The organism is Cyanobium sp. PCC 7001, from assembly GCF_000155635.1.
GTDB lineage: Bacteria > Cyanobacteriota > Cyanobacteriia > PCC-6307 > Cyanobiaceae > NIES-981.
The window spans coordinates 1,223,988-1,244,473 of record NZ_DS990556.1; the positions used below are offsets into that span (position 1 = coordinate 1,223,988).

The 20,486-nt window shown below is 72.6% G+C and carries 20 protein-coding genes; 5 read left to right on the forward strand and 15 right to left on the reverse strand.

Annotated elements, in window-relative coordinates; all coding sequences use genetic code 11:
• Positions 1-6: 6 nt before the first annotated feature.
• Positions 7-603: an HdeD family acid-resistance protein gene (locus tag CPCC7001_RS05995; RefSeq protein ID WP_225867185.1), complete on the reverse strand. Its 597-nt coding sequence runs from the start codon at positions 601-603 to the stop codon at positions 7-9.
• A 26-nt stretch (positions 604-629) separates the two neighbouring features.
• Positions 630-1,289 carry a riboflavin synthase gene (locus CPCC7001_RS06000; protein ID WP_006909668.1) on the reverse strand — a complete coding sequence of 220 codons (660 nt, stop codon included), beginning with the start codon at positions 1,287-1,289 and terminating at the stop codon, positions 630-632.
• A 67-nt stretch (positions 1,290-1,356) separates the two neighbouring features.
• On the opposite strand from CPCC7001_RS06000, the gene CPCC7001_RS06005 reads away from it, so the two are divergent.
• Both CPCC7001_RS06005 and CPCC7001_RS06010 read left to right on the forward strand, forming a co-directional pair.
• The gene (locus CPCC7001_RS06005) at positions 1,357-1,980 is read left to right on the forward strand and encodes a bifunctional nuclease family protein (RefSeq protein ID WP_006911092.1); all 624 of its coding nucleotides are present in this window, start codon (positions 1,357-1,359) and stop codon (positions 1,978-1,980) included.
• Complete coding sequence (locus CPCC7001_RS06010) at positions 1,967-3,115, forward strand: aldo/keto reductase (RefSeq protein WP_043368680.1); 1,149 nt, start codon at positions 1,967-1,969, stop codon at positions 3,113-3,115. Before CPCC7001_RS06005 ends, CPCC7001_RS06010 begins: the two co-directional genes overlap by 14 nt.
• A 3-nt stretch (positions 3,116-3,118) precedes the next feature.
• On the opposite strand, the gene CPCC7001_RS06015 is transcribed toward CPCC7001_RS06010, so the two are convergent.
• The 5 genes from CPCC7001_RS06015 to topA are packed head-to-tail and all read right to left on the reverse strand — an operon-like array spanning position 3,119 to position 9,189.
• On the reverse strand, positions 3,119-4,147 hold the full coding sequence (locus CPCC7001_RS06015; RefSeq protein WP_006910073.1) for a hypothetical protein: 1,029 nt from the start codon (positions 4,145-4,147) through the stop codon (positions 3,119-3,121).
• A gap of 9 nt (positions 4,148-4,156) precedes the next feature.
• Positions 4,157-5,275, reverse strand: coding sequence for a TIGR00303 family protein (locus CPCC7001_RS06020; protein ID WP_006909144.1), 1,119 nt, complete (start codon positions 5,273-5,275; stop codon positions 4,157-4,159).
• Position 5,276: 1 nt separating this feature from the next.
• Positions 5,277-5,933 carry a DUF2232 domain-containing protein gene (locus tag CPCC7001_RS06025; RefSeq protein WP_043368681.1) on the reverse strand — a complete coding sequence of 219 codons (657 nt, stop codon included), beginning with the start codon at positions 5,931-5,933 and terminating at the stop codon, positions 5,277-5,279.
• Entirely contained in the window at positions 5,933-6,454 is a 522-nt protein-coding gene (locus tag CPCC7001_RS06030) for a hypothetical protein (protein WP_225867186.1), read from the reverse strand. Before CPCC7001_RS06030 ends, CPCC7001_RS06025 begins: the two co-directional genes overlap by 1 nt.
• Positions 6,451-9,189 (reverse strand): type I DNA topoisomerase, encoded by a 2,739-nt coding sequence (gene topA, locus CPCC7001_RS06035; RefSeq protein ID WP_006910134.1) that lies wholly within the window; start codon positions 9,187-9,189, stop codon positions 6,451-6,453. Before topA ends, CPCC7001_RS06030 begins: the two co-directional genes overlap by 4 nt.
• A 125-nt stretch (positions 9,190-9,314) precedes the next feature.
• Here topA and CPCC7001_RS06040 point away from each other — a divergent pair, with 125 nt between their 5' ends.
• Both CPCC7001_RS06040 and CPCC7001_RS06045 read left to right on the forward strand, forming a co-directional pair.
• Complete coding sequence (locus CPCC7001_RS06040; protein WP_006910742.1) at positions 9,315-10,898, forward strand: NAD(P)H-quinone oxidoreductase subunit N; 1,584 nt, start codon at positions 9,315-9,317, stop codon at positions 10,896-10,898.
• A gap of 5 nt (positions 10,899-10,903) precedes the next feature.
• A complete protein-coding gene (locus CPCC7001_RS06045; protein WP_006911585.1) occupies positions 10,904-11,584 on the forward strand; it encodes an ABC transporter ATP-binding protein in 681 nt (226 codons plus the stop codon).
• A 9-nt stretch (positions 11,585-11,593) separates the two neighbouring features.
• Here CPCC7001_RS06045 and CPCC7001_RS06050 read toward each other — a convergent pair whose 3' ends face one another.
• The 5 genes from CPCC7001_RS06050 to CPCC7001_RS06070 form a co-directional block, all read right to left on the reverse strand.
• The gene (locus CPCC7001_RS06050; RefSeq protein ID WP_006911429.1) at positions 11,594-12,811 is read right to left on the reverse strand and encodes a M23 family metallopeptidase; all 1,218 of its coding nucleotides are present in this window, start codon (positions 12,809-12,811) and stop codon (positions 11,594-11,596) included.
• 33 nt (positions 12,812-12,844) lie between these two features.
• Entirely contained in the window at positions 12,845-13,591 is a 747-nt protein-coding gene (locus CPCC7001_RS06055; protein ID WP_006911749.1) for a biotin--[acetyl-CoA-carboxylase] ligase, read from the reverse strand.
• Positions 13,564-14,760, reverse strand: a complete 1,197-nt coding sequence (locus tag CPCC7001_RS06060; protein ID WP_006910382.1) for an aminotransferase class I/II-fold pyridoxal phosphate-dependent enzyme — start codon at positions 14,758-14,760, stop codon at positions 13,564-13,566. The genes CPCC7001_RS06055 and CPCC7001_RS06060 overlap by 28 nt, the downstream gene beginning before the upstream one ends.
• Positions 14,747-15,067, reverse strand: coding sequence for a thioredoxin (trxA, locus tag CPCC7001_RS06065; protein WP_006910551.1), 321 nt, complete (start codon positions 15,065-15,067; stop codon positions 14,747-14,749). The genes CPCC7001_RS06060 and trxA overlap by 14 nt, the downstream gene beginning before the upstream one ends.
• 92 nt (positions 15,068-15,159) lie before the next feature.
• On the reverse strand, positions 15,160-15,939 hold the full coding sequence (locus tag CPCC7001_RS06070) for a PspA/IM30 family protein (protein ID WP_006909666.1): 780 nt from the start codon (positions 15,937-15,939) through the stop codon (positions 15,160-15,162).
• A 54-nt stretch (positions 15,940-15,993) separates the two neighbouring features.
• On the opposite strand from CPCC7001_RS06070, the gene CPCC7001_RS06075 reads away from it, so the two are divergent.
• Positions 15,994-16,521 (forward strand): DUF721 domain-containing protein, encoded by a 528-nt coding sequence (locus CPCC7001_RS06075; RefSeq protein ID WP_006910647.1) that lies wholly within the window; start codon positions 15,994-15,996, stop codon positions 16,519-16,521.
• Positions 16,522-16,533: 12 nt separating this feature from the next.
• On the opposite strand, the gene CPCC7001_RS06080 is transcribed toward CPCC7001_RS06075, so the two are convergent.
• The 3 genes from CPCC7001_RS06080 to CPCC7001_RS06090 are packed head-to-tail and all read right to left on the reverse strand — an operon-like array spanning position 16,534 to position 20,448.
• Positions 16,534-18,378 (reverse strand): glycosyltransferase family 39 protein, encoded by a 1,845-nt coding sequence (locus CPCC7001_RS06080; RefSeq protein WP_050757078.1) that lies wholly within the window; start codon positions 18,376-18,378, stop codon positions 16,534-16,536.
• 34 nt (positions 18,379-18,412) lie between these two features.
• The gene (locus tag CPCC7001_RS06085) at positions 18,413-19,513 is read right to left on the reverse strand and encodes a glycosyltransferase (protein ID WP_006909608.1); all 1,101 of its coding nucleotides are present in this window, start codon (positions 19,511-19,513) and stop codon (positions 18,413-18,415) included.
• Complete coding sequence (locus tag CPCC7001_RS06090; protein ID WP_006910534.1) at positions 19,513-20,448, reverse strand: DMT family transporter; 936 nt, start codon at positions 20,446-20,448, stop codon at positions 19,513-19,515. Before CPCC7001_RS06090 ends, CPCC7001_RS06085 begins: the two co-directional genes overlap by 1 nt.
• Positions 20,449-20,486 lie beyond the last annotated feature (38 nt).

The following is a 20,486-nucleotide window of genomic DNA, read 5'->3' on the forward strand; positions in this document are numbered from 1 at the left end:
CCTGGTCTAGCCCTCTGGCTCGGCCGGGGTGGCCGGCAGGTGGAAACTGGCGCTGAAACTGAGCAGATCCAGCCCGCTGAACAGGAAGCTGATACCCACCAGCAGGCCGAGCACGCGCACCAGCACCTCGCCCGGGAGGGTGAGGATGAGTCCACCCAGCACCAGCGTCACCGCGCCATTCACCAGCCCCCAGCCCCAGCCCCGGATCCGCCGGTGAGCCAGGGACACCAGCAGCGCCACCACCCCCTCCACCAGAAACACCAGGCCGATGGCCAGGGCCAGGGCCGCGATCGGAGCTGCCGCCTGGCCAGGGCCGGCCCCCAGCTGCAGCAGCATCGACAGGCCGGCCACCAGAAACAGGGTGGACACCACCAGGCGCCAGAAGGCGAGCCAGCGACCCAGCAGGCGGGCGCGCATCAGGTTGTTGATCCAGCCGAACAGACCACCCACCAGAAACACCACCGCCACCATGGCAGTGACCCACACCGAGGCCGCCAGGGGAAAGAGCAGGGCCAGGATGCCCAGCACCAGCATGAGCAGACCTTCAAAAAGGGTGAAAGTCCGCAGGGATGCCGTGTCGGTGGCCATGCCAAGCGGGCCCATGGCGCTGCTGCAGTGCAATCTTGACCCTAGGCCTGCCAACCGTGTTCGGCCAGCCAGGCCGCATCGAGGCTCTGGCCGCCCCGGGCACCCCCCCCCAGCAGCCGCTCGGTGTACTTGGCGAGCAGATCCGCCTCCAGATTGACGCCATCACCGGCCCGCAGGTGCTGGAGGGTGGTCTCCTCCCAGGTGTGGGGGATCACGGCCACCCAGAAGCTCACACCTTCGGCGCTGCAGCCTGCCACGGTGAGGCTGATGCCGTTCACCGCCACGCTGGCCTTGTCGCACACATAGCGGCCATAGGCGGGATCCTGCCAGGCCAGCTCCAGCCGCCACGACGCGCTCTCCCGCGTGATCGCCTGCACGGTGCCGAGGCCATCGACATGGCCGCTCACCAGGTGCCCCCCCAGGCGGTCGGCCAGCCGCAGGGCGGGCTCCAGATTCACGGGGGCCCGGCGGTCCGCCCGGGCGGCCAGGGTGCTGCGCCGCAGGGTCTCCTCGCTCACGGCGGCGCGGAAGCCATCGTGCAGCCGTTCCGCCACCGTGAGGCACACGCCGTCCACCGCCACGCTCTCCCCCAGCTGCAGGCCCTCAGGCCCCCAGCCGCCGGCTCCGGCCCGCCAGCGCAGCCGCACGCCCCCAGGGGAGCGCTCGATCGTGCCCATGGCCTGCACCAGTCCGGTGAACATCCGCGCGTCATGGCCTGCTGGCCATAATCGGGCACAGGCGCACACCTGCCGAACGGCGGAGCTGACCATGGTGGAAATGCGCGTCGCCGGCATCGCCCTCGATGCAGCCAGCCGCAGCCCGATCGTGCTGCTGCGCGATCCCTCCGGCCGCCGCCAGGTGCCGATCTGGATCGATCAGGCACAGGCCCAGAACATCCTGGCCGGCCTCGGACAGGACACGCCGCCGCGCCCCCTGAGCCACGACCTGATGGTGGCGCTGCTGGAGGCCGGTGGCCTGCGGCTCGAGCGGGTGGTCATCCATGCCATCGAGGACAACACCTTCCGTGCCGCCCTGAAGCTGCGCAGCGGCGAGAACGGCAAGGAGCGCAGCCTGGAGCTCGATGCGCGCCCCAGCGATGCCATCGCCCTGGCGGTGCGCACCGACAGTCCGATCTGGATGCTGGAGGAGGTGGTGGCCGACGCCTCGATTCCGGTGGACGCCGAAGCGGACGCCGCCGACCAGGAGCACTTCCGCCGCTTCCTCGACAAGGTGAGCCCGGCCGACCTGGTGCGCCACCTCTCCCAGGCTCGGCCCGAGGATCCGGACGCCGCCGCCGAGGAGGGGAAGAACAACAACGAGGACAACGAAGACGAGGACCAGCAGGACAACAGGGCCGACCCGGATGCCGACACGCCCCGTGAGCCCGGCTAGGCGTCCTTTCGGGGACGGACCGCCGGTTTCGGCCTTCACCCTCGGCACGATGCGGGCGCTGGAGAGCCCGGCCCAGATGGAGGCGGTGCTGCGGGCGGCCCTGGGCGCCGGCATCAACCATCTGGAAACCGCACCGGCCTATGGCCCGGCCGAACCGTTCCTGGGGCAGGCCTTGCGCCACCTGCAGCGCGAGGGCCTGGAGCCGGAGGGTGGCTGGCTGATCACCAGCAAGATCCTGCCCGGCTGTGATCTGCCCAGCGGCCAGGAGCAGCTGCGGGCCAGCCTGCGGCGGCTGGGAGTGCCCCGGCTGCACGGGCTGGCGGTGCATGGGCTCAACACCCCGGAGCACCTGGCCTGGGTGCAGCACGGCCCCGGGGGCGAGCTGCTGCGCTGGGCCCTGGACAACACCCTGGTGAGCCAGGTGGGCTTCACCAGCCACGGCAGTCCCGGCCTGATCGCCGAGGCCCTGGCCACGGGGCGTTTCCGCTTCTGCGCCCTGCACGTGCATCTGTTCGACCAGACCTGCCTGCCCGTGGCCCGCTCCGCCCTGGAGCGCGGCATCGGGGTGCTGGCCATCTCCCCGGCCGACAAGGGCGGCCGGCTCTACGACCCGCCCCCCGAGCTGCTGGCTGACTGTGCCCCGTTCCATCCGCTGGAGCTGGCCTACCGCTTCCTGCTGGAGCAGGGCATCTCCACCCTGAGCCTGGGCGCCGCCATGCCGGCGGATCTGGTCTGGGCGGAGCGGTGGGATGGGGGCGCGCTCGCCTCCGACGGCAGCAACCGGGCAGCGCTGGAGGAGGCGCTGGAGCGGCTGCGCCAGGCGGCAGCGGAACGGCTGGGCGGCGAGCGCTGCGGACAGTGCCACGCCTGCCTGCCCTGCCCCAGCGGCGTGCCCATCCCGGCGCTGCTGCGGCTGCGCAACCTGGCCGTGGGCCACGGCATGGTGGGCTACGCCGAGGAGCGCTACAACCTGATCGGCCGGGCCGGCCACTGGTGGGAAACGCGCAATGCCGCGGCGTGCAACACCTGCGGCGCCTGCCTGCCGCGCTGTCCCCACGAGCTGGCCATTCCCGCCCTGCTTGCCGACACCCACCGCCGCCTGGCCGCAGCACCGCGCCGGCGCCTCTGGGGCTGAACCTCAGCCAGCGGGCGAAGGAGCCGCCGCATCCCAGCGGCTCTGCAGCGCCAGGGCGGCGGCGGCATCGAGCGGCGGCAGGCTCCAGCAGCGCTCCAGCACCCCGGGCTCCGGCAGCAGCAGGCGGGCCACGGGGGCCGGGAAGCGCGCCACGAGCGGCTGCAGCACGCGGCGCGGCAGGGGCGGCACCCAGCCGGCCCTCAGCAGGGTGTCGAGCAACGGCCCCTCCAGCACCTCGGCCAGCCAGGCGAGGGGCAGGGGCTCCGTGGCTCCGGCGGGCCGCAGCAGCATCTGCCAGGTGAGGGGAGCTCCGCTGGCGGGGAGCACCACCGCCAGGCGCTGGTCACGGCGCAGCAGGGGAACGAGGCGGCGCAGGGGCAGCACCGCCGCCTCGGCGTTGCCGCTGAGCACCAGGTTGAGCCCATCGCGATCGTCATGGGCCAGGGCCTGCAACCGCAGGGCCCTGAGCCTGGCGGGGTCCTCCCCCACCAGGGCCATGCAGACCCGCGGACTGGATGGCAGCACCAGCCGCTGGCGCAGGCTGGGATCGAGCAGCAGCCCCCAACCCTCGGAGCCCCGCCGGACCAGATCCGGACGGGAGCGCAGCAGGATCACCCAGGGAGAGAAGGCCCAGGGGAAGGCCACCGGCGGGGTGGCTTCGGGGCCGAACAGCCGGCTGGCCGGCTTCGCCGCCTCCGCCAGCCGCTCCAGCAGCCGGGGGGCCCCGAGGGGCTGCCAGAGCCCGGCGGCGGCAGCACCGGCCCAGCCATCGCTGAGCCCCACCAACGCCGGCGGGCCCGGATCCGCCGCGGCCGCCAGCACGGCCGCGGGCTGATCCAGCGGCCGCGCCCGCCAACCGGCCGGCAGGGCCTTGAACCAGGGGGTGGGGAGGGTGCCGCTGGCGAAGGCCAGGGTTGCCCGGGCGGAGGCTCTGCAGCCCCCGAGCAGGGGCGGCACACCCACCGCCATGCCCGCGGCGAGGCCCAGCCGCAGCAGCCGGCGGCGGGAGAGGGTCACGGGGGTGAAGACCATGGGGCGACCCTAGGCACCGAGCAGCTGGCGGCAGGCCCTGTCACAGGCCTGGGCCAGGGCCTCCGGGCTGCGGCCGAGGCGTTGCCAGAGCAGGGCGAAGCCCCCGGCACCCACGCCCTCCTTCACGTAGCCCCGCTCGTAGTCGCGCAGGGCGGCGCTGCCGCAGGCCGAGAACCGCAGCGCCGCCACCTCCAGCCGTGGCGCAACACCCCAGTGGGAACCGATGCGGCGCAACAGCAGGGTCAGGTCACTGCCGGCTTCATCGGCCACCCAGGCCGTGGTGGCCACCGTGATCCGCTCCACCAGGCTGCGTCGTTCCCCTGCGGGCGCCAGCGCCAGCACCACGGCCAGCACGGCGGCCATCTGGCTGCCGCCCGCCAGCAGCACCGTGCCGCCCCGGCGGGCCAGCGTCAGGGCCAGGCCGGCGGCCAGCGGCTGCATCGGATCGCCCACGGCAGCCAGCACCGCGACCGGATCCACACGGCCATCGGTCCAGGGTCCAGGGCCGCCCGAAGCCAGACCCGCGGCCGCCAGCCCCCGGTTCACCAACCCGGCCTTGAGCTGGTGGGCACCGGTGCGCAGGCTGCCGCTCACCAGACCATCGGCCGCCACCCCGAGCCCCCGCAGCACCCCGAGGGCCGTGGTGGTGCCGCCGGGGACGCATTCGGCCAGCAGCAGGGGCTGGGAGGGCGGCAGCCGTGATCCCCAGCGCTCGCCCCGGGCCAGCAGGGCACGAACCCGGCGCGGCGGCAGGGCGCAGCCGCTGCTGAGGCAGCGGGCCGCGCCGCCCCCCTCTTCCGCTGGCAGGCGCAGATGGGGCACCCGTGGGGCGATCGGGCAACCCAGGTCCACCACCAGCAGGCGGTCTGTCAGGGCGAGGCCCTCGAGCACCACCCGGCTGATCAGGGCCGGGCTCACCCCCGCCGGCAGCGGCGGCAGGGCGTGGGGGCGCGGCCCCAGCGGGCCATGCACCAGCAGTTCGGCGTCGGCCGCCGCCGTGGCGCGACGGGCCGCCGCCGTGGCCCCTGCGGCGGAGATGCCCTCCACCGCGGCCGTGGCCGTGGCGGCCAGCAGCAGCAGAGGACGGGTCGACGGCCAATGCGGCTCCCCGCCGCGCAGCCCCGCCACCTCAGAGGGGATCGAGGGCGACCAGGGCCCTCAGGGCATCGGGCGGTTCGCTGATCGGCGCCTGCAGCTTCGGAAAGATCCAGTAGGCCACGGCATGGAGGGCCAGCACCACGATCACGTTCTGCACCCACACCAGCAGCACGGCGGCCACCTGCACCTGGGCGAGCTCGATGCCGGCCCCCAGGCCCACCAGCGAGGCCAAGCGCTCCAGCAGCCCAGCCGCGGCCGTGGTGATCACCACCCAGAGGTTCTCCCCCACCAGCACGGACAGCACCGCGACCCGCACCAGGAATCCGGCCGCGCCGATGACGCTCCCCAGCGACCAGCTCAGCCACCAGTTCAGCCGCCGCCGCCAGCACCAGCCCAGCCAGAGGGCCAGCAGTCCGTAGGGGAAGAGCAGCAGGGGGCCGCGGATCGGTCCCATCAGGGCCACGGCGAGCAGGGCGGCCACCACCAGACCCTCCACCGCGCAGCGCCCGCCGTGCCGGAGCTGCAGCAGGGCCAGGGGGAGCGGCAGGGCCAGGCGGAACAGGGGGCTGCCCACGGGCAGGTAGTACAGCGCCAGCCAGAGCAGGCCCGTGGCGGCGGCCAGGTAGGCGGTATCCATCAGCTGACGGGCCTGACGGCGGCTCAGGCTCCGGTTCGTGGGTGCCCCCATCAGCGGGGCTCCGGGGCGGGGGTGGCGGCGGGAGGCGACGCCGGCGCCTGGGGAGCCGGCGGGGCGGGCGCGGGGGTGGCAGGCGTCGTGCCGGCCGGCCCGTGCACCCGCTCGATCATTTCCACCTCGAACGGCACACCGGCTGCCCGCAGCGCCTCGGTGACGGCCTCAGCAGGAGCGGCGGGATCGGCACCCACGAGCTTGATCGTGATCCGATAGGGCGCCGGCGAGAGCACGGGCGCCCGCGGCGGGCGTTGCGCAGCGGGGGCAGGGGCCTGCGGAGTGGTGCCGGCCGGGGAGGGAGCCGTTCCTGCCGCAGCTGAAGCCCCGGTGGGGGTCTGACCCGCAGGAGCGGGATCCGTGGCGGCCGGGTCTGGGCTTGAGAAACTGCGGGAGAGCTGCTCGCCGAAGGGGGTGCCGCTGCAGCCCGCGAGCTGGCCTGCCGCCAGCAGCAGCACCAGAAGCCCCGGGCGGCGGCGGCGGCCGCGGAACCAGCCAGGGCCGCGGACAGCGGGGCTCAACTGTCGGCCGCCTTGATCACCCGCACCGCGCTGGCCCGCAGCCGGCCGGTCTTGGTGGTGGCGGGGGGTTTCTTGGCCGCCGGCTTTTTCGCGGCGGGCTTCTTGGCTGCGGGCTTCTTGGCGGTGGACTGCCTGGCGGCAGAGGAGCGGGAGCCCGCCTTGCCCTTGCCCGTGGCCGCCTTGGCCGCCAGCAGCTCGATCGCCTGCTCCAGGGTGATGGTGTCGGCCGTGGTGCCCTCCGGCAGGGAGGCATTCACCTTGCCCTGCTTCACGTAGAGCCCGTACGGACCGTCGAAGAGCTGCACGGGCTCGTCGGCCCCGTCCGGCACCCCCAGATGCTTGAGGGCCGTGCGGCCGCCGCGGCCCCGCTTGGGCATGGCCAGCAGTTCCAGCGCGCGGGACAGCGGCACGGTGAGCACGTCGTCCTCGGCCTTGAGGGAGCGGTAGTCCTTCTCCCCCTTGCCCTTGTGATGCACCACGTAGGGGCCGAAGCGGCCCAGGCCGGCCTCCACCCGGCCTCCATCGGGGTGGTCCCCCAGGGCCCGGGGCAGGCGGAGCAGCCCCAGGGCATCCTCGAGGGTGAGCTCCTCGGGCTTCTGGCCCTTGGGCAGCGAGGCCCGCTTGGGCTTGGGGTTGTCGTCGCTCACCTGGCCGCGCTGCACGTAGGGGCCGTACTGGCCGAACAGGAGGTACACCTGCTCGCCGGTCTCCGGGTCCTCCCCGATCGACTCGGGCCCCTCCGCCTTCTGGCGCAGCAGCAGCTCGGCCTTGTCAGCATCGAGGTCGGCGGGGGTGATCTCCTGGGGCAGGGTGGCCTTGAGCAGCTCCTCGCTGCCGTCATCGGCCACCCGCTTGGTCTCCAGATAGGCCCCGAAGCGACCGATCCGCACCACGCAGGGCAGACCCTCCAGTTCCACGGTGCGGGACACGCCCGGATCGATGTCCCCCTCCCGCCGCAGCACCTGGGTTTCCAGGCCCTCTTCCCCCTTGTAGAAGGTCTCGAGGTAGGGGAGCCACTCCACCTGGCCGTGGGAGATCTCGTCGAGGGTCTGCTCCATCCGCGCGGTGAAGCCGGTGTCCACCAGGTCGGGGAAGTGCTCCTCCAGCAGCGCCGTCACGGCGAAGGCCGTGAAGCTGGGGGTGAGGGAGTTGTTCTGGAGCGTGGCGTAGCCCCGGTCCACGATCGTGCCGATGATCGAGGCATAGGTGGAGGGGCGGCCGATGCCCTCCTTCTCCAGCATCTTGACCAGGGCCGCCTCGCTGTAGCGGGCCGGGGGCTGGGTCTGGTGACCGAGGGCCTCCACGCCGCGGCAGGCCGGGGCATCCCCCACCGCCAGGGAAGGCAGCAGCACCTCCTGGCCCTCGAGGGCGGCCTCCGGGTCGTCGCTGCCCTCCACGTAGGCGCGGAAGAAGCCGGGGAAGTCGATCCGCTTGCCGGTGGCCCGGAAACGGGCGGTGCCCAGGGCGCCGCCGTCCACGTCCAGATCCACCGCCAGCATCGTGAGCCGGGCCTCGGCCATCTGGCTGGCCACCGTGCGCTTCCAGATCAGCTCGTAGAGGGCCAGATCCCGGCCCTCCAGGCCGGTGTCGGCGGGGGCGCGGAAGCTCTCCCCCGCCGGACGGATCGCCTCGTGGGCCTCCTGGGCGTTGCGGGCCTTGGTGGAGAACTGCCGCGGCGAGGGGCTGAGATAGTCCTGGCCGTATTTCTGGGCCACGCAGCTGCGGGCCGCCTGGATGGCCTGGTCGCTGAGGTGCACCGAGTCGGTGCGCATGTAGGTGATGAAGCCGCGCTCGTAGAGGCCCTGGGCCGCCCGCATCGTTTCGCGGGCGGAGAGGCGCAGCTTGCGGTTGGCCTCCTGCTGCAGGGTGCTCGTGGTGAAGGGAGCCACCGGCCGGCGGGTGGTGGGCTTGGCTTCCACCTCCGCCACGGCCCAGTGCGCGCCCTGCACGGCGGACTGGAGGCGGCGGGCCTCCTCCTCCGCGAGCAGCTTCACCCGGCTGCCGGCCTTGAGATCACCGGTGGTCTCGTCGAAGTCGGAGCCTCCGGCGATGCGCTCCCCCTTCAGGTGGGTGAGCTTCGCCTCGAAGCCGCTGCCGGCCTGCTCCAGCTGGGCCTTGAGATCCCAGTAGCTGCCGCTGCGGAAGGCCCGGCGGGCCCGTTCGCGCTGCACCAGCAGCCGCACCGCCACCGACTGGACCCGCCCGGCCGAGAGGCCCCAGGCCACCTTCTTCCAGAGCAGGGGCGAGAGGGTGTAGCCCACCAGGCGGTCGAGGATGCGCCGGGTCTCCTGGGCATGGACCAGCTCCATGTCGAGATCCCGGGTCTGATCCAGGGCCCGGCCGATGGCCTCCTTGGTGATCTCGTGGAACACCATCCGCTTCACGGGCACCTTCGGCTGCAGCAACTGCAGCAGGTGCCAGCTGATGCTCTCCCCTTCCCGGTCCTCGTCCGTGGCCAGCAGCAGCTGATCGGCGCCCTTGAGGGCGTCCTTGAGTTCCTTCACCACCTTTTTCTTGTCCTTCGGCACCACGTAGAGGGGCTCAAAGGCACTGGCGGTGTTCACGCCGAGGTTCGCCCACTTCTCGCCCTTGTGGGCCGCAGGGATCTCGCTGGCGTTGTTGGGCAGGTCGCGCACATGGCCCATGGAGGCCTCCACCCGGAAGTCCCTGGGAAGGAATCCACGGATGGTGCGGGCCTTGGTGGGGCTCTCGACGATGACCAGGGTGTGACCCACAGACAGGCGAACGACCGGTTCCCTCTTTATCGCATCGACGGTCACCAGCGCACATTCTGTGGCGAAGAACGCGGGTTCATCGCCGCTACAGTCGCGCCAGAAAATCTGGCTCCACCGCCGCTGTGATGGTTCTGCCCACTGCGCTTCCGATTGCGGCCCATGCCCTCGGGACAGCCGTCGCTCCGGCGGGACTGGGTCTGCAGCTCAACGCGGGCGCCATCGCCCCCGAGGTGTCGGTGCTGCTGGCGCTGGTGGCCTGCCTGCTGGTGGACCTGGCGGGGGAGCGGGCAGCGAGCCGCTGGGTGCCGCCGCTCTGCTACGCGGGGCTGGGGGGGGCGCTCGTGCTGCTGGCCCTGCAGTGGAACACCCCCCTGCTGGAGCCCTCCTTCCTGGGCTCCTTCCTCGCCGACAACATGGCCATTGCCTTCCGTGGCGTGGTGGCCGCCTCCACCCTGATCTCCCTGCTGCTCAGCTGGCGCTACGTGGAGCGCAGCGGCACGCCGGTGGGGGAATACGCCGCCATCCTGCTGGCCGCCACCCTCGGCGCCATGTTCCTCTGCGGCGCCACCGATCTGGTGAGCATCTTCATCTCGCTGGAGACGCTCTCGGTGTCGAGCTACCTGCTCTCGGGCTACATGAAGCGCGATGCCCGCAGCTCGGAAGCCGCGCTGAAATACCTGCTGGTGGGCTCGGCGGCGGCGGCCGTGTTTCTTTACGGCGCCTCCCTGCTCTATGGCCTCACCGGCGGTGCCACCGGCCTGGATGCCGTGGCCACCGCCCTCAAGACCAGTGCCTCGCCGGTGACTGCCCTGGCCCTGGTGTTCGTGCTGGCCACGGTGGCCTTCAAGATCGCCGCCGTTCCCTTCCACCAGTGGACTCCTGACGTCTACGAGGGGTCTCCCACCCCTGTGGTGGCCTTCCTTTCGGTGGGATCGAAGGCGGCCGGGTTCGCCCTGGCGGTGCGGATCCTCGTGGGCTGCTTCGAGAGCTTCGATGCCCAGTGGAAGCTGCTGTTCACCGTGCTGGCGGTGCTGAGCATGGTGCTGGGCAACGTGGTGGCCCTGGCCCAGACCTCCATGAAACGGATGCTGGCCTACAGCTCGATCGGCCAGGCCGGCTTCGTGATGATCGGCCTGGTGTGCGGTACCGAGGACGGCTTCGCCGCCATGGTGCTCTACATGGCGGCGTACCTGTTCATGAACCTCGGGGCGTTCGCCTGCATCATTCTCTTCTCCCTGCGCACCGGCAGCGACCGCATCGCCGATTACGCCGGCCTCTACCAGAAGGATCCCCTGATCACCCTGGGCCTCAGCCTCTGCCTGCTGTCCCTGGGCGGCATTCCGCCGATGCTCGGCTTCTTCGGCAAGATCTATCTCTTCTTCGCCGGGTGGGCCGACCACCAGTACCTGCTGGTGGTGGTGGGTCTGGTCACCTCGGTGGTATCGATCTACTACTACATCTCGGTGATCAAGATGATGGTGGTGAAGGAGCCCCAGGAGGCCTCCGACGTGGTGAAGGCCTACCCCGCCATCACCTGGTCGGTGACCGGTCTGCCGGCCCTGCGCACCGCCCTGGTGGGCTGTGTGGTGGTGACCGCCGTGGGCGGCATCCTCTCCAGCCCCCTGTTCACCTGGGCCAGTGAGGCGGTGGCCGGCACACCCATCCTGCAGCAGGCCATCGCCGCCGTGGCGATCCCCCCGGTGGGTTGAGGGCCATGCCGCTGGCGGACCCCGTCGCCGAGCTCCAGGCCGTGGACAAGATCTACGGCTCGGGGGAAACCGAGGTGCGGGCACTCGATGGCCTCAGCCTCACCGTGAACCGCGGCGATTACCTGGCTGTGATGGGCGCCTCCGGCTCCGGCAAGAGCACGGCCATGAACATCCTCGGCTGCCTGGATCGGCCCAGCGGCGGCAGCTATCGCCTCAACGGCACCCTGGTGAACGAACTCGACGACGACCAGCTGGCGGACCTGCGCAACCGGGAACTGGGCTTCGTGTTCCAGCAGTTCCATCTGCTGCCCCAGCTCACCGCCCTCGAGAACGTGATGCTGCCGATGGTGTACGCCGGCGTTCCCGCATCCGAGCGCCGCAGCAGGGCGGAAGAGGCCCTCAGCCGGGTGGGCCTGGCCCAGCGGCTGAACAACAAGCCAAACCAGCTCTCGGGCGGGCAGCAGCAGCGGGTGGCCATCGCCCGGGCGATCATCAACCGTCCGGCCCTGCTGCTGGCCGATGAGCCCACCGGCGCCCTCGACTCACGCACCACCGAGGAGGTGCTGGCCATCTTCGATGAGCTGCACCGCGGCGGCATGACCGTGGTGATGGTGACCCACGAGGATGAAGTGGCCTCCCGGGCCGATCAGGTGGTGCACTTCCGCGACGGCCGCACCACCGACTGAAGACGGCCCTCAGCCGGCCTGCGCCGCCCTCGGCTTGGCCGGCGCAGCGAGCGGTGACACCGGGCGTTCCAGGCTCTGGAGCAGCTGCCCCATCAGCAGGGCGATGGCATCACTGCCCACGGCACCCTGGCCGGGATCGAGATCGCCCGGATCCACCGCCAGCCAGCCGCCATCGCCCGGCACCCGCAACTCGAAGTGGAGATGGGGACCGGTGCTCAGGCCCGTGCTGCCCACCCGTCCGATCACCTCGCCCTGCCGCACCCGATCCCCGGGTTTCACGTACAGCTCACTGAGGTGGCCGTAGAGGGTGCGCCGCCGCGGGCGGTCGTGCTCGACCTCGATGGCCAGCCCGTAACCGCCGGCCACGCCACTGCTGAGCACCGTTCCGCTGAGGGCGGCCACCACCGGCGTTCCCTCCGGAGCCGCCAGATCACGGCCGGCGTGCATCAGCCAGCTGCCGAGCAGCGGGTGCAACCGGTAGCCGAAACCGCTGCTGGTGATCGCCGAGCCGATCAGCGGAAACAGAAGGCGGCGGTTGCCGTTGCCGCGGATCGGGGCCGGCCGTGGCGTGACCGAGAACACATCGGCCAGGCGGAAGCCGCCACCGGTGCCCGCCAGCAACGCCGACACCGGCACCGTGAGGGGAGTGGCCAGCGCGGAGCCGGCGATCAGGCCCTGCATCCCTCGCCCGTCGACGCCGCCGGGGTTCGTGCCTGGCCGGCCACGCCAGCGCACCACCAGGCCGGTGCGGCATTCCTGGGCGGAAAGGGCGCCGCTGCTGCAGGCCTTGGTGTGGGCCGGCACGTTGAAGGGGGTGGAGCGGTCACCCGCACGCACCCGGTCACGCTCGGCCGGGGTGACGATGCCGTCGCGGACGAGGGCATCCAGGGAACGGTCGAAGCGGGTGGGCTCGGGGGGCGGCGGGAGGGGCTGGGCCGCGGCGCGCGGGCTGCGGGGCTCCGCCTCCGGAGCGGCGCTGGGACGCACCGGCGGCGCCTGCACCTGGGCCGGAGGAGCCGGAGCCTTCGGTCTGGCGGCGGGGGCGACCGGCCGGGGCGAAGCGACCGGCCCGGCTTCTGGGGCGGCGGCTGGTGCCGCCGTCGCCGCAGGCGGAGCGTCGAGGCTGTCGGCACGCTCCTGAGCGACGCCCAGGCCTGCAAGCCCCAGCAGGGGTGCTGCGGCGGCCAGGGCCAGGGGCAGGGCGCGAAGCATGGGCAGGGGGGCCATGGGCTGAATCTTAGGAATGGCGCGGCATCGTGATCAGAACGACCGGGACAGCCAGGTGCGCTTCGCCCCGCTCTCGAGCCGCAGCCGCCCATCCGGCTCCAGGCCTGCCACCTGCCAGGGCTGATCCTTGATCCACAGCCCCTGCGGCGGCCGCCAGAGCCGATCTTCGGCCTGCTGCAGCACCAGCCCGGGCTCGGCGGCATGCTCCTGCGCCCAGCCCAGCGCCGCCCAAACCCGCCGCTCGAGCCGCCGGGGCGTGGCCTCCGGATGGCGAGGGCTCCGCCCGTGCCCCGGCCGTGCGAGCGCCTGAGCCACCGAAACCGCCCCGGGCGGCACACGGTTGAGCCCGTTCAGCCCGATGCCCACCTGGGCCCAGCGCACCCTGCACCCCCGCAGCCGTACTCGCGGCAGCAGGCCGGCCAGCTTGCGGCCGTGCAGCACCAGATCATTGGGCCACTTGAGCTGCACCGGCAGACCCAGGTCCTCCAGCTGCCGCGTCACACCCACCGCCACCGCCAGTCCCAGGTTGGCCGCCTCCAGGGATGGCCAGGGAAAGGCCGCGCTGAGCCACACCCCACCGGGTGGGGACACCCAGGCCCTGCCACGCTGACCGTGGCCGTGGCACTGGCGGCGAGCCACCACCGCCATCCGCTGCTCCAGCGGATCCGAGGCCGACAGGCCCCCATCCAGCCAGCGCTCGAGCTCCCATTCGGTGCTGCCGCAGACCGGCAGGCGGCGGATCCGCCAGCCGCTCAAGGCACCGTTGTGGTCGCCAGCCATGCGCCGATGCGGGCGGCTCCCTGTTCCAGCTCCCCGGCGGGGTGCACCAGCGCCAGCCGCGCCCAGCCTTCCCCGCCCGGCCCGAAACCGTTGCCGGGGGTGAGGGCCACCCCCGTGCCCGCCAGCAGGGCGGCGCAGAAGGCCTCGGAGCCCTGCTGCCGCCATGCCGGCGGCACCTGGAGCCAGAGGTAGAGGGCCATGGTGGGGCGCCGCACGGGCCAGCCAACCGCCTCGAGGGCCAGGGCCATCCGGTCACGCCGTTCGCGATAGATGGCCCGCAGGCGCTCCGGCCAGTCGGGAGCCTGCTCGAGCGCCGCAATCGCACCGGCCTGCAGGGCCAGGGACTGGTTGAAGTCCACCACGCCCTTGAGCTGCCGCAGCGCCGTGATCAGCCATTCCGCCCCGATGGCGAAGGCGAGGCGGTAGCCCCCCAGGCACCAGCTCTTGGAGAAGGAGAAGAATTCGATCCCGCCTTGGCGCCAGCGGGGATGGCGCAGCAGGGCCGGGGCCTCGCCCTCCAGGGCCAGGTCCACGTAGGGGTTGTCGTGGGCGAGCACGACGTCGTGCCGCAGGGCCTTGTCCATGGCTGCGTCTAGCCACCCCTGCTCCCCGGTGGTGGCGGTGGGGTTGTGGGGAAAGCCCAGCACCATCAGCTTGAGCGCGTCCCACTCCGCGGGGGTGAGGCGCTCGAAATCGGGACGCCAGCCCTGTTCTGGATCGAGGGGCAGCAGCTGGGGGTGGGCGGAAGCCAGATGCAGGCCGCCCATGTGGGAGGGGTAGTAGGGATCGAGCAGGAGGGCCCGATCGCCGGGGTTGAGCACCGCCAGCGGGAGATGGGCGGTGCCCTCCTGGGAGCCCACCAGCAGCAGCACCTCCCGCTCGGGATCCACGGCCGTGCCGAAGCGGCGCTGGGCCCATGCCGCCACCGCCTCCCGGAAGGGGCCCGTGGCGGCATGGAGGCAATACGCCGCACTGGCCGGCTGCTCCATCGCCCGCTGCATCGCCTGCACAGCCGCCGCTGGCGGCTGGAGGTCGGTGGAGCCGAGGGAGAGATCGAGCAGGGGCGGCAGCCCCTGGGCGAGGGCAGCGGCGGCGTAGGTGGCCTTGCGGGCGTCGTTGCGGGCGAAGACCCCGCTGCCGAGCCGGCTCAGCCGCTCAGAGATGGGCATCCAGGAAGGCCTTGAGCTGGGCCTGGGCCATGGCGCCCTCGTGCCGCGCCACCTCCGAGCCGTCCTTGAACAGCACCAGGGTGGGCAGACCCTGCACCTGGAGCCGGTCGCGGCTGGAGGGGTTCGGGTCCGCCTCGAGCTTGCCCACCGCCAGGCGTCCCGCATAGGTGGTGGCGGCCCAGTCCATCAGGGGGGCCATCAGCCGGCAGGGGCCGCACCACTGGGCCCACACGTCCACCAGCACGGCGCCGGAGGACTCCAGCACCTCGGTCTGGAAGTTGGCATCGGTGAGCTCGGCGACGGACACGGCAGCGGCGGGGAAGGGTGAACGGGGAGGAGGGAGGTGGCGGGAGGCGATGGGCGCCGTGGATGGGCGCCGTGGAGGAGGGCCTGGAGCCGTCAGAGCTTGTCGATCGAGCGCTTGAGCTCCTCGAGCTCGGCATCCACCTCGGCCACCTTCACCGGCTCCAGCTGGGGCACGGGGTCGCTGTCCTTGGGCAGGGCGACGGGAGCCGGGCCCTCCGCCCCGGAGAGGCGGTTCTTGAGGGCGGCGAGCTCGTCGTCCACATCGCTGCCTTCGAGGGCGGCGAACTGGCTCTCGAGGTCGGCCCCGGCCAGCTCGGCAGCGGCCTGGCTACGGGCCTCCAGCGTCTGCACCTTCTCCTCCATCCGCTCGAAGGCGGCCATGGCGGAATTGGTGCCGAGGTTGCCCACGGCGCTCTGCAGCTGCTCCTGGGCCTGGGCCGCCTGGGCCCGGGCCTTGAGCATGTCCTTCTTGGTCTTGGCCTCGGCGATCTTGGCCTCCAGGGCCACCAGGCTCTTCTTGAGAGCCTCCACCTGGCCGGACTGGCTCTTCAGCTGGGTGTTGAGGGCGGTGGCGGTGTCGTCATAGGTCTTGCGGCGGGTGAGGGCCTCGCGGGCGAGGTCTTCCTCGCCCTTCTGCAGGGCCAGTTCGGCGCGCTGGTACCAGGTCTTGGACTGGCTCTCGGCCTGCTCGGCCTGGTTCTGGATCCGTTTCTGGCTGGCGATGGCCGTGGCCACGGCCTGGCGCAGCTTGACCAGGTCCGACTGCATGTCGGCCACGGACTGGTCGAGGATCTTGGCGGGATCCTCCATGCTGCCGATCGCCGCGTTGGCGTTGGCGCGGAGCAGACGGCTGAGGCGGTCGAAGAAGCCCATGGCGCAGGTGGGGCGATGCCAGAGGCTAACCACGAATGGTCCTAGCGTCGCTGCATGGCGCGTGGCAGTCCCAGCGAAGGCTCCCGGCGGATCGGCACGGTCACCGTGCTCACGGCGCCGCCCCGGCAGCCGGCCACACCGCTGGCCGGCTGCCTGGATGCGCTCCAGCAGACGTGGCAGCGGCAGGGCAGCCTCGGGGCCCTCTGGCAGCGCTGGGCCAGTCTGGCGGGCCCCCAGCTGGCCCCCCACTGCCGGCCCTTGCGGCTGCAGGGGTCGGTGCTCACCGTGGGGGCGGGGCCAGGCCCCTGGCTGCAGGCCCTGCAGTACAACCGCCACCAGCTGCTGGCCAGCCTGAAGGCAGCCGGCTTCCCGATCCGGGAGGTGCGCGTCGCCCAGCACCACGCCGCCCCGCTGCCCGAGCTGGGCGCCAGGGTGGAGGCCGGCAGCTGGGCGCACCATCCCAGCCGGGTGGACGTGCACGGCATGGGGGTGTGTCCGCAGTGCGGCAGTCCCGCGCCCCGCGGCGAGATGGCCCTCTGGGGGCACTGCAGTTTCTGCCGACGCCAGGCCCTGGCCCTCTAGTAGCGCTCGGGACTAGTAGCGCTCGGGCCGCGGATCCTCCCAGTCGGCCCGCACCCCGGCCTGCCGCAGCTCGGCTGCACGCCGCTCCAGCCGCCGCCGATCCAGGCGCCAGAGCCGGTAGATCCCCGCACGGCCCAGCAGCTCCGGATCCAGCCCGCTCCAGTAGGGGCGAGCCGCCGTTTCAGCATCGATCACCAGCAGCAGGGTGGGGTTCCGCTCCACCGTGCCGGGCGTCTGGCCAAGGCGCCGCTCGTGGTTCAACCGGTCGGCCAGGTTGACCAGGCCCGTGGCCGGCGCGCCCTCGTAGATCACCACCTGGCGGCTGTAGTACAGGAGGGACGGTTTGAGCATGCCTACCATCGCCAGGGGTTCGGCAGGGCGCTGATCCCGCACCACGGTGGCGGCCACCTGACGCACGGGCAGGCCCCGCAGCCGGTCGCCCAGCTGCCAGCAGGGCAGCAGCACCAGCAGCACGAACGCCGCCATCCCCGCCTGCAGGGAGGCCAGGCCCGGGCCGCCGCCCCGCGGGCTCGGCGAGAAGGGCCACCACAGGCTGGCGGCGACCACGGCCGCCAGGCCGAAGCAGGCCGCGGCCCACCACAGCCGGCCGGCCGCCAGCAGCTCCCGGGGCAGGCTGGGCATCTCAGGGGTCACGATGCTCGGCACCCACAGAGGGGCCGTCGCGAAGGCCAGGGCCAGCACGGCACTGAGCAGCACCGAGGCCGCCGCCGCAAGCGGCCAGACCCGTCCCCGGTGCCGCTGGGCCGCCAGGGCGATCAGCAGACCGGCGGCGGGGGTGGCCGGCAGCCAGTAGCTGGGCAGCTTGGTGGCGGCTGCGGTGAAGAAGAGCAGCACCGCCAGCAGCCAGCAGGTCGCGAAGCGCTGCAGCGAGAGCGGCGGCGGCAGGGCCTCCACCGGACTGCGCCGCCAGCGCCAGGGCCCGGGCCCCGTGATCCCCTGGACCAGACCCAGCAGCAGCAGCGGACTCCAGGGAAGGCTGGCCAGCAGCAGCACCGGTGCGAAGAACCACCAGGGCTGCAGGTGCTGGTTCACCACCGCCGTGAACCGCTGCAGGTTGTGGTAGCCGAAGAAGCTGCGCCAGAACGGCTCCCCCTCCACCCAGAGGGTCAGGGCATACCAGGGCACGGACAGCGCGGCGGTGATCGCCAGCCCCCACAGAGGCCTCAGCCGTTGCCAGAGCCGCGGCAGATCACCCTGCAGCCAGGCGAAAAGCAGCAGGGTGAGGCCCAGCAGCACCACCGCCACGGGGCCCTTGGTGAGCACCGCCAGCCCCAGCCAGATCCAGGCGGCCCACCAGCGCCGTCCGGCGGCCGCGTAGCTGCACCAGCTGCTGAGCAGAGCCAGGCTGAGGCAAGCGCTGAACAGGGCATCGCTCACGGCGATCCGGCCCCAGAGCAGCACCAGGGGGGACAGGGCGAAGGCCAGGGCCGCGGTGAGGGCGGTGAGCGCAGGGCGCAGGGCCTGCTGGGGCCGGCGCAGCAGGGTGGAGGCGAGCGCCAGCATCACCGCCACGGTGGCCAGGGCGGAGGGCAGCCGGGCCGCCCAGGTGCCGAGCGGATTCCACAGGCCCTGCCCCGGCAGGGCATAGAGCAGGCCCATCGCCCAGTACACCAGCGGCGGCTTGTCGTAGCGGGGCAGGCCGTTGACCCGGGGCACCAGCCAGTCGCCCGTCTCGGCCATGGCCCGGGCCGAGGCCGCGAACAGAGGCGGCGTTTCATCCACCAGGCCCGTGCCGCCCAGCTGCCACAGGAACAGCAGGGCGCCCAGCACCAGGGTGAGCAGCAGCACGCGTCGGCGCCCCGAGCGGGACACGGGCCTGAAAGCTGGCTGGGTCATCGCTCGGGCATGGCGGGGAGATCCGAAGCGGGGATCACGCGGGCCCAGGCGGCTGGGGCGACGTTATCCCGCTGGCCACGGCCTCCAGCCAGACTTCGATCCGCTCGGCGAACGCCTCCTGGGACCAGTGCCGTTCCACCCAGCGTCGGCAGGCGGCACGGTCGACCCCGAGGGCCACACGCACGGCCTCCGCCAGGGCCTCGAGGTCGTCGGGGCGGGCCAGGGCCCCGTTCACCCCGGGCTGCACCAGTTCGGCGGGGCCGCCCCGGGCATAGGCCGCCACGGGCACACCGCAGGCCATCGCCTCCACCACCACGTTGCCGAAGGCCTCGTTCCACTTGGGGGTGTTGAGCAGAACGGCGCAGCGGCCCAGCTCGGCCTGCAGCCGCTCGGTGGGCAGGAACCCCCGCCACTGCAGGGTTCCGGCTGGCACCGAGGCCTCCACCCTCTCGGCATAGGCCTCGTCCTGCCGCACGCCCCACACCGCCAGGGGCAGGCCGAGGCCGGCCGCCACCGCCGCCGCATCCTCCAGCCCCTTTTCGGGGGCGATGCGCCCGGCCCAGCCCAGCAGCGGTTCCGGCTGCGGCTCGAAGCGGTACGTGCCGAGATCGAAGCCGTTGCCCACCAGCCGCGGCGGCCCCGGCAGCTGGAAGTCGGCCGCCTGGGCGGCGGTGTGGAAGGCGAAGCGATCCGGGTGGAGAGCCGCCACCTCGGCGATCACTCCATCCATGGCCTCGCCCACCGACCCCATGCTGATCAGGTGGGCGATCGGCGTGGCCACATGGGGAGTGAGCCAGATCGGCAGCCAGTCGTAGGCCAGGTTGAGGATCACGGCGAAATCGGCCTGCCGATGGAGGGCACGGCGCCAGAAGCGCGGCAGCAGCCCTGAGGCGGGGATCTCCACGGCACTGCACCTGCTGCGGTGCTGCCAGCTGGGTTGATCCACGCCGGCCTCCAGCCAGAGTTCGGCCTGCCGGCAGCGGGGCGGCAGCACCGAACCTTCGGCGGCCAGCACGCTCAGCTGGTGGCCCCTTTGCAACAGCCCCGCCACCAGGGCGAAGGCGGTGAGCTCCACGCCGCCCCCCTGGCCGCTGCCCAGGCTCCCCACCGGCGTGCTCACCACGAGGATCCGCATCAGGACCTGGCCTGCCAGAGCTGGGCGCGGCGGTTGATCAGCAGCACCGAACCCAGCGCCAGGGCAGCTCCGAGCCACTGCAGCGGCGCCAGGCTCTCCTGCAGCCACACCACGCCGCAGAGCACGGCGAACACCGGGGTGAGGAAGGTGAGGGAGGTGAAACCCGTGAGATCGCCGCGGCTGGCGAACCAGAAGAACAGTCCGTAGGCCAGGGCACTGCCCAGCAGGCTGGCGTAGGCCATCAGGCCCCACTGCCCTGCCGACCAGGCGGGCAGCCACCGGCCGCCGGCGGCCAGGGCCGGCGCTTCCGCCAGCAGCAGCAGAGGCACGCCGCCCAGGAGCATGTGCCAGCCCGTGACCGCCACCGGGTCGCTGTGGCGGGCGGCATAGCGGCAGAGCACGGTGCCCACCGCCATCGCCACCGCGGCCGCGAGCATCCAGAGCTCCCCGTGGCTCCAGGCCCGCTGGTCGAGCACGGCCGGCCCGTCAAGCCACCAGTGCCGCAGCACCGCCGGCGGCAGGCCCAGGCAGAGGATGCCCAGCAGCCCCAGCAGCAGGCCGAGCCATCCCACCGGATTGATCGCCTCGCCGAACAGGCTGCGGGCCAGCAGGGCCACCAGCAGCGGCTGGGAATCGATCAGCACCGAGCCGAGGCCGGCGCCGGTTTCCACCAGGCCCCGGGCCAGCAGGCCCTGGAACAGGCTGCCGTCCACCAGGGCGAAGGTGAGCAGCCAGGGCCAGTCGGCCCGGTGCACCCGCAGCGGACGCCCCATCAGCCAGGCCGCCAGCAGCAGCACGGCCCCGGCGGGCAGCAGCCGCAGGGTGGCCACGGGCAGGGGTCCCGCCGCCGGCAGCAGCGGCTTCATCGCCGCCATCGCCGTTCCCCACAGGGCAAAGGGCAGCAGCATCAGGGGCCAGCGCAGAGCCAGGGGCATGGGGTGGGTTGGCGCCGCCGGGTCCGGCTCGGGCCTTC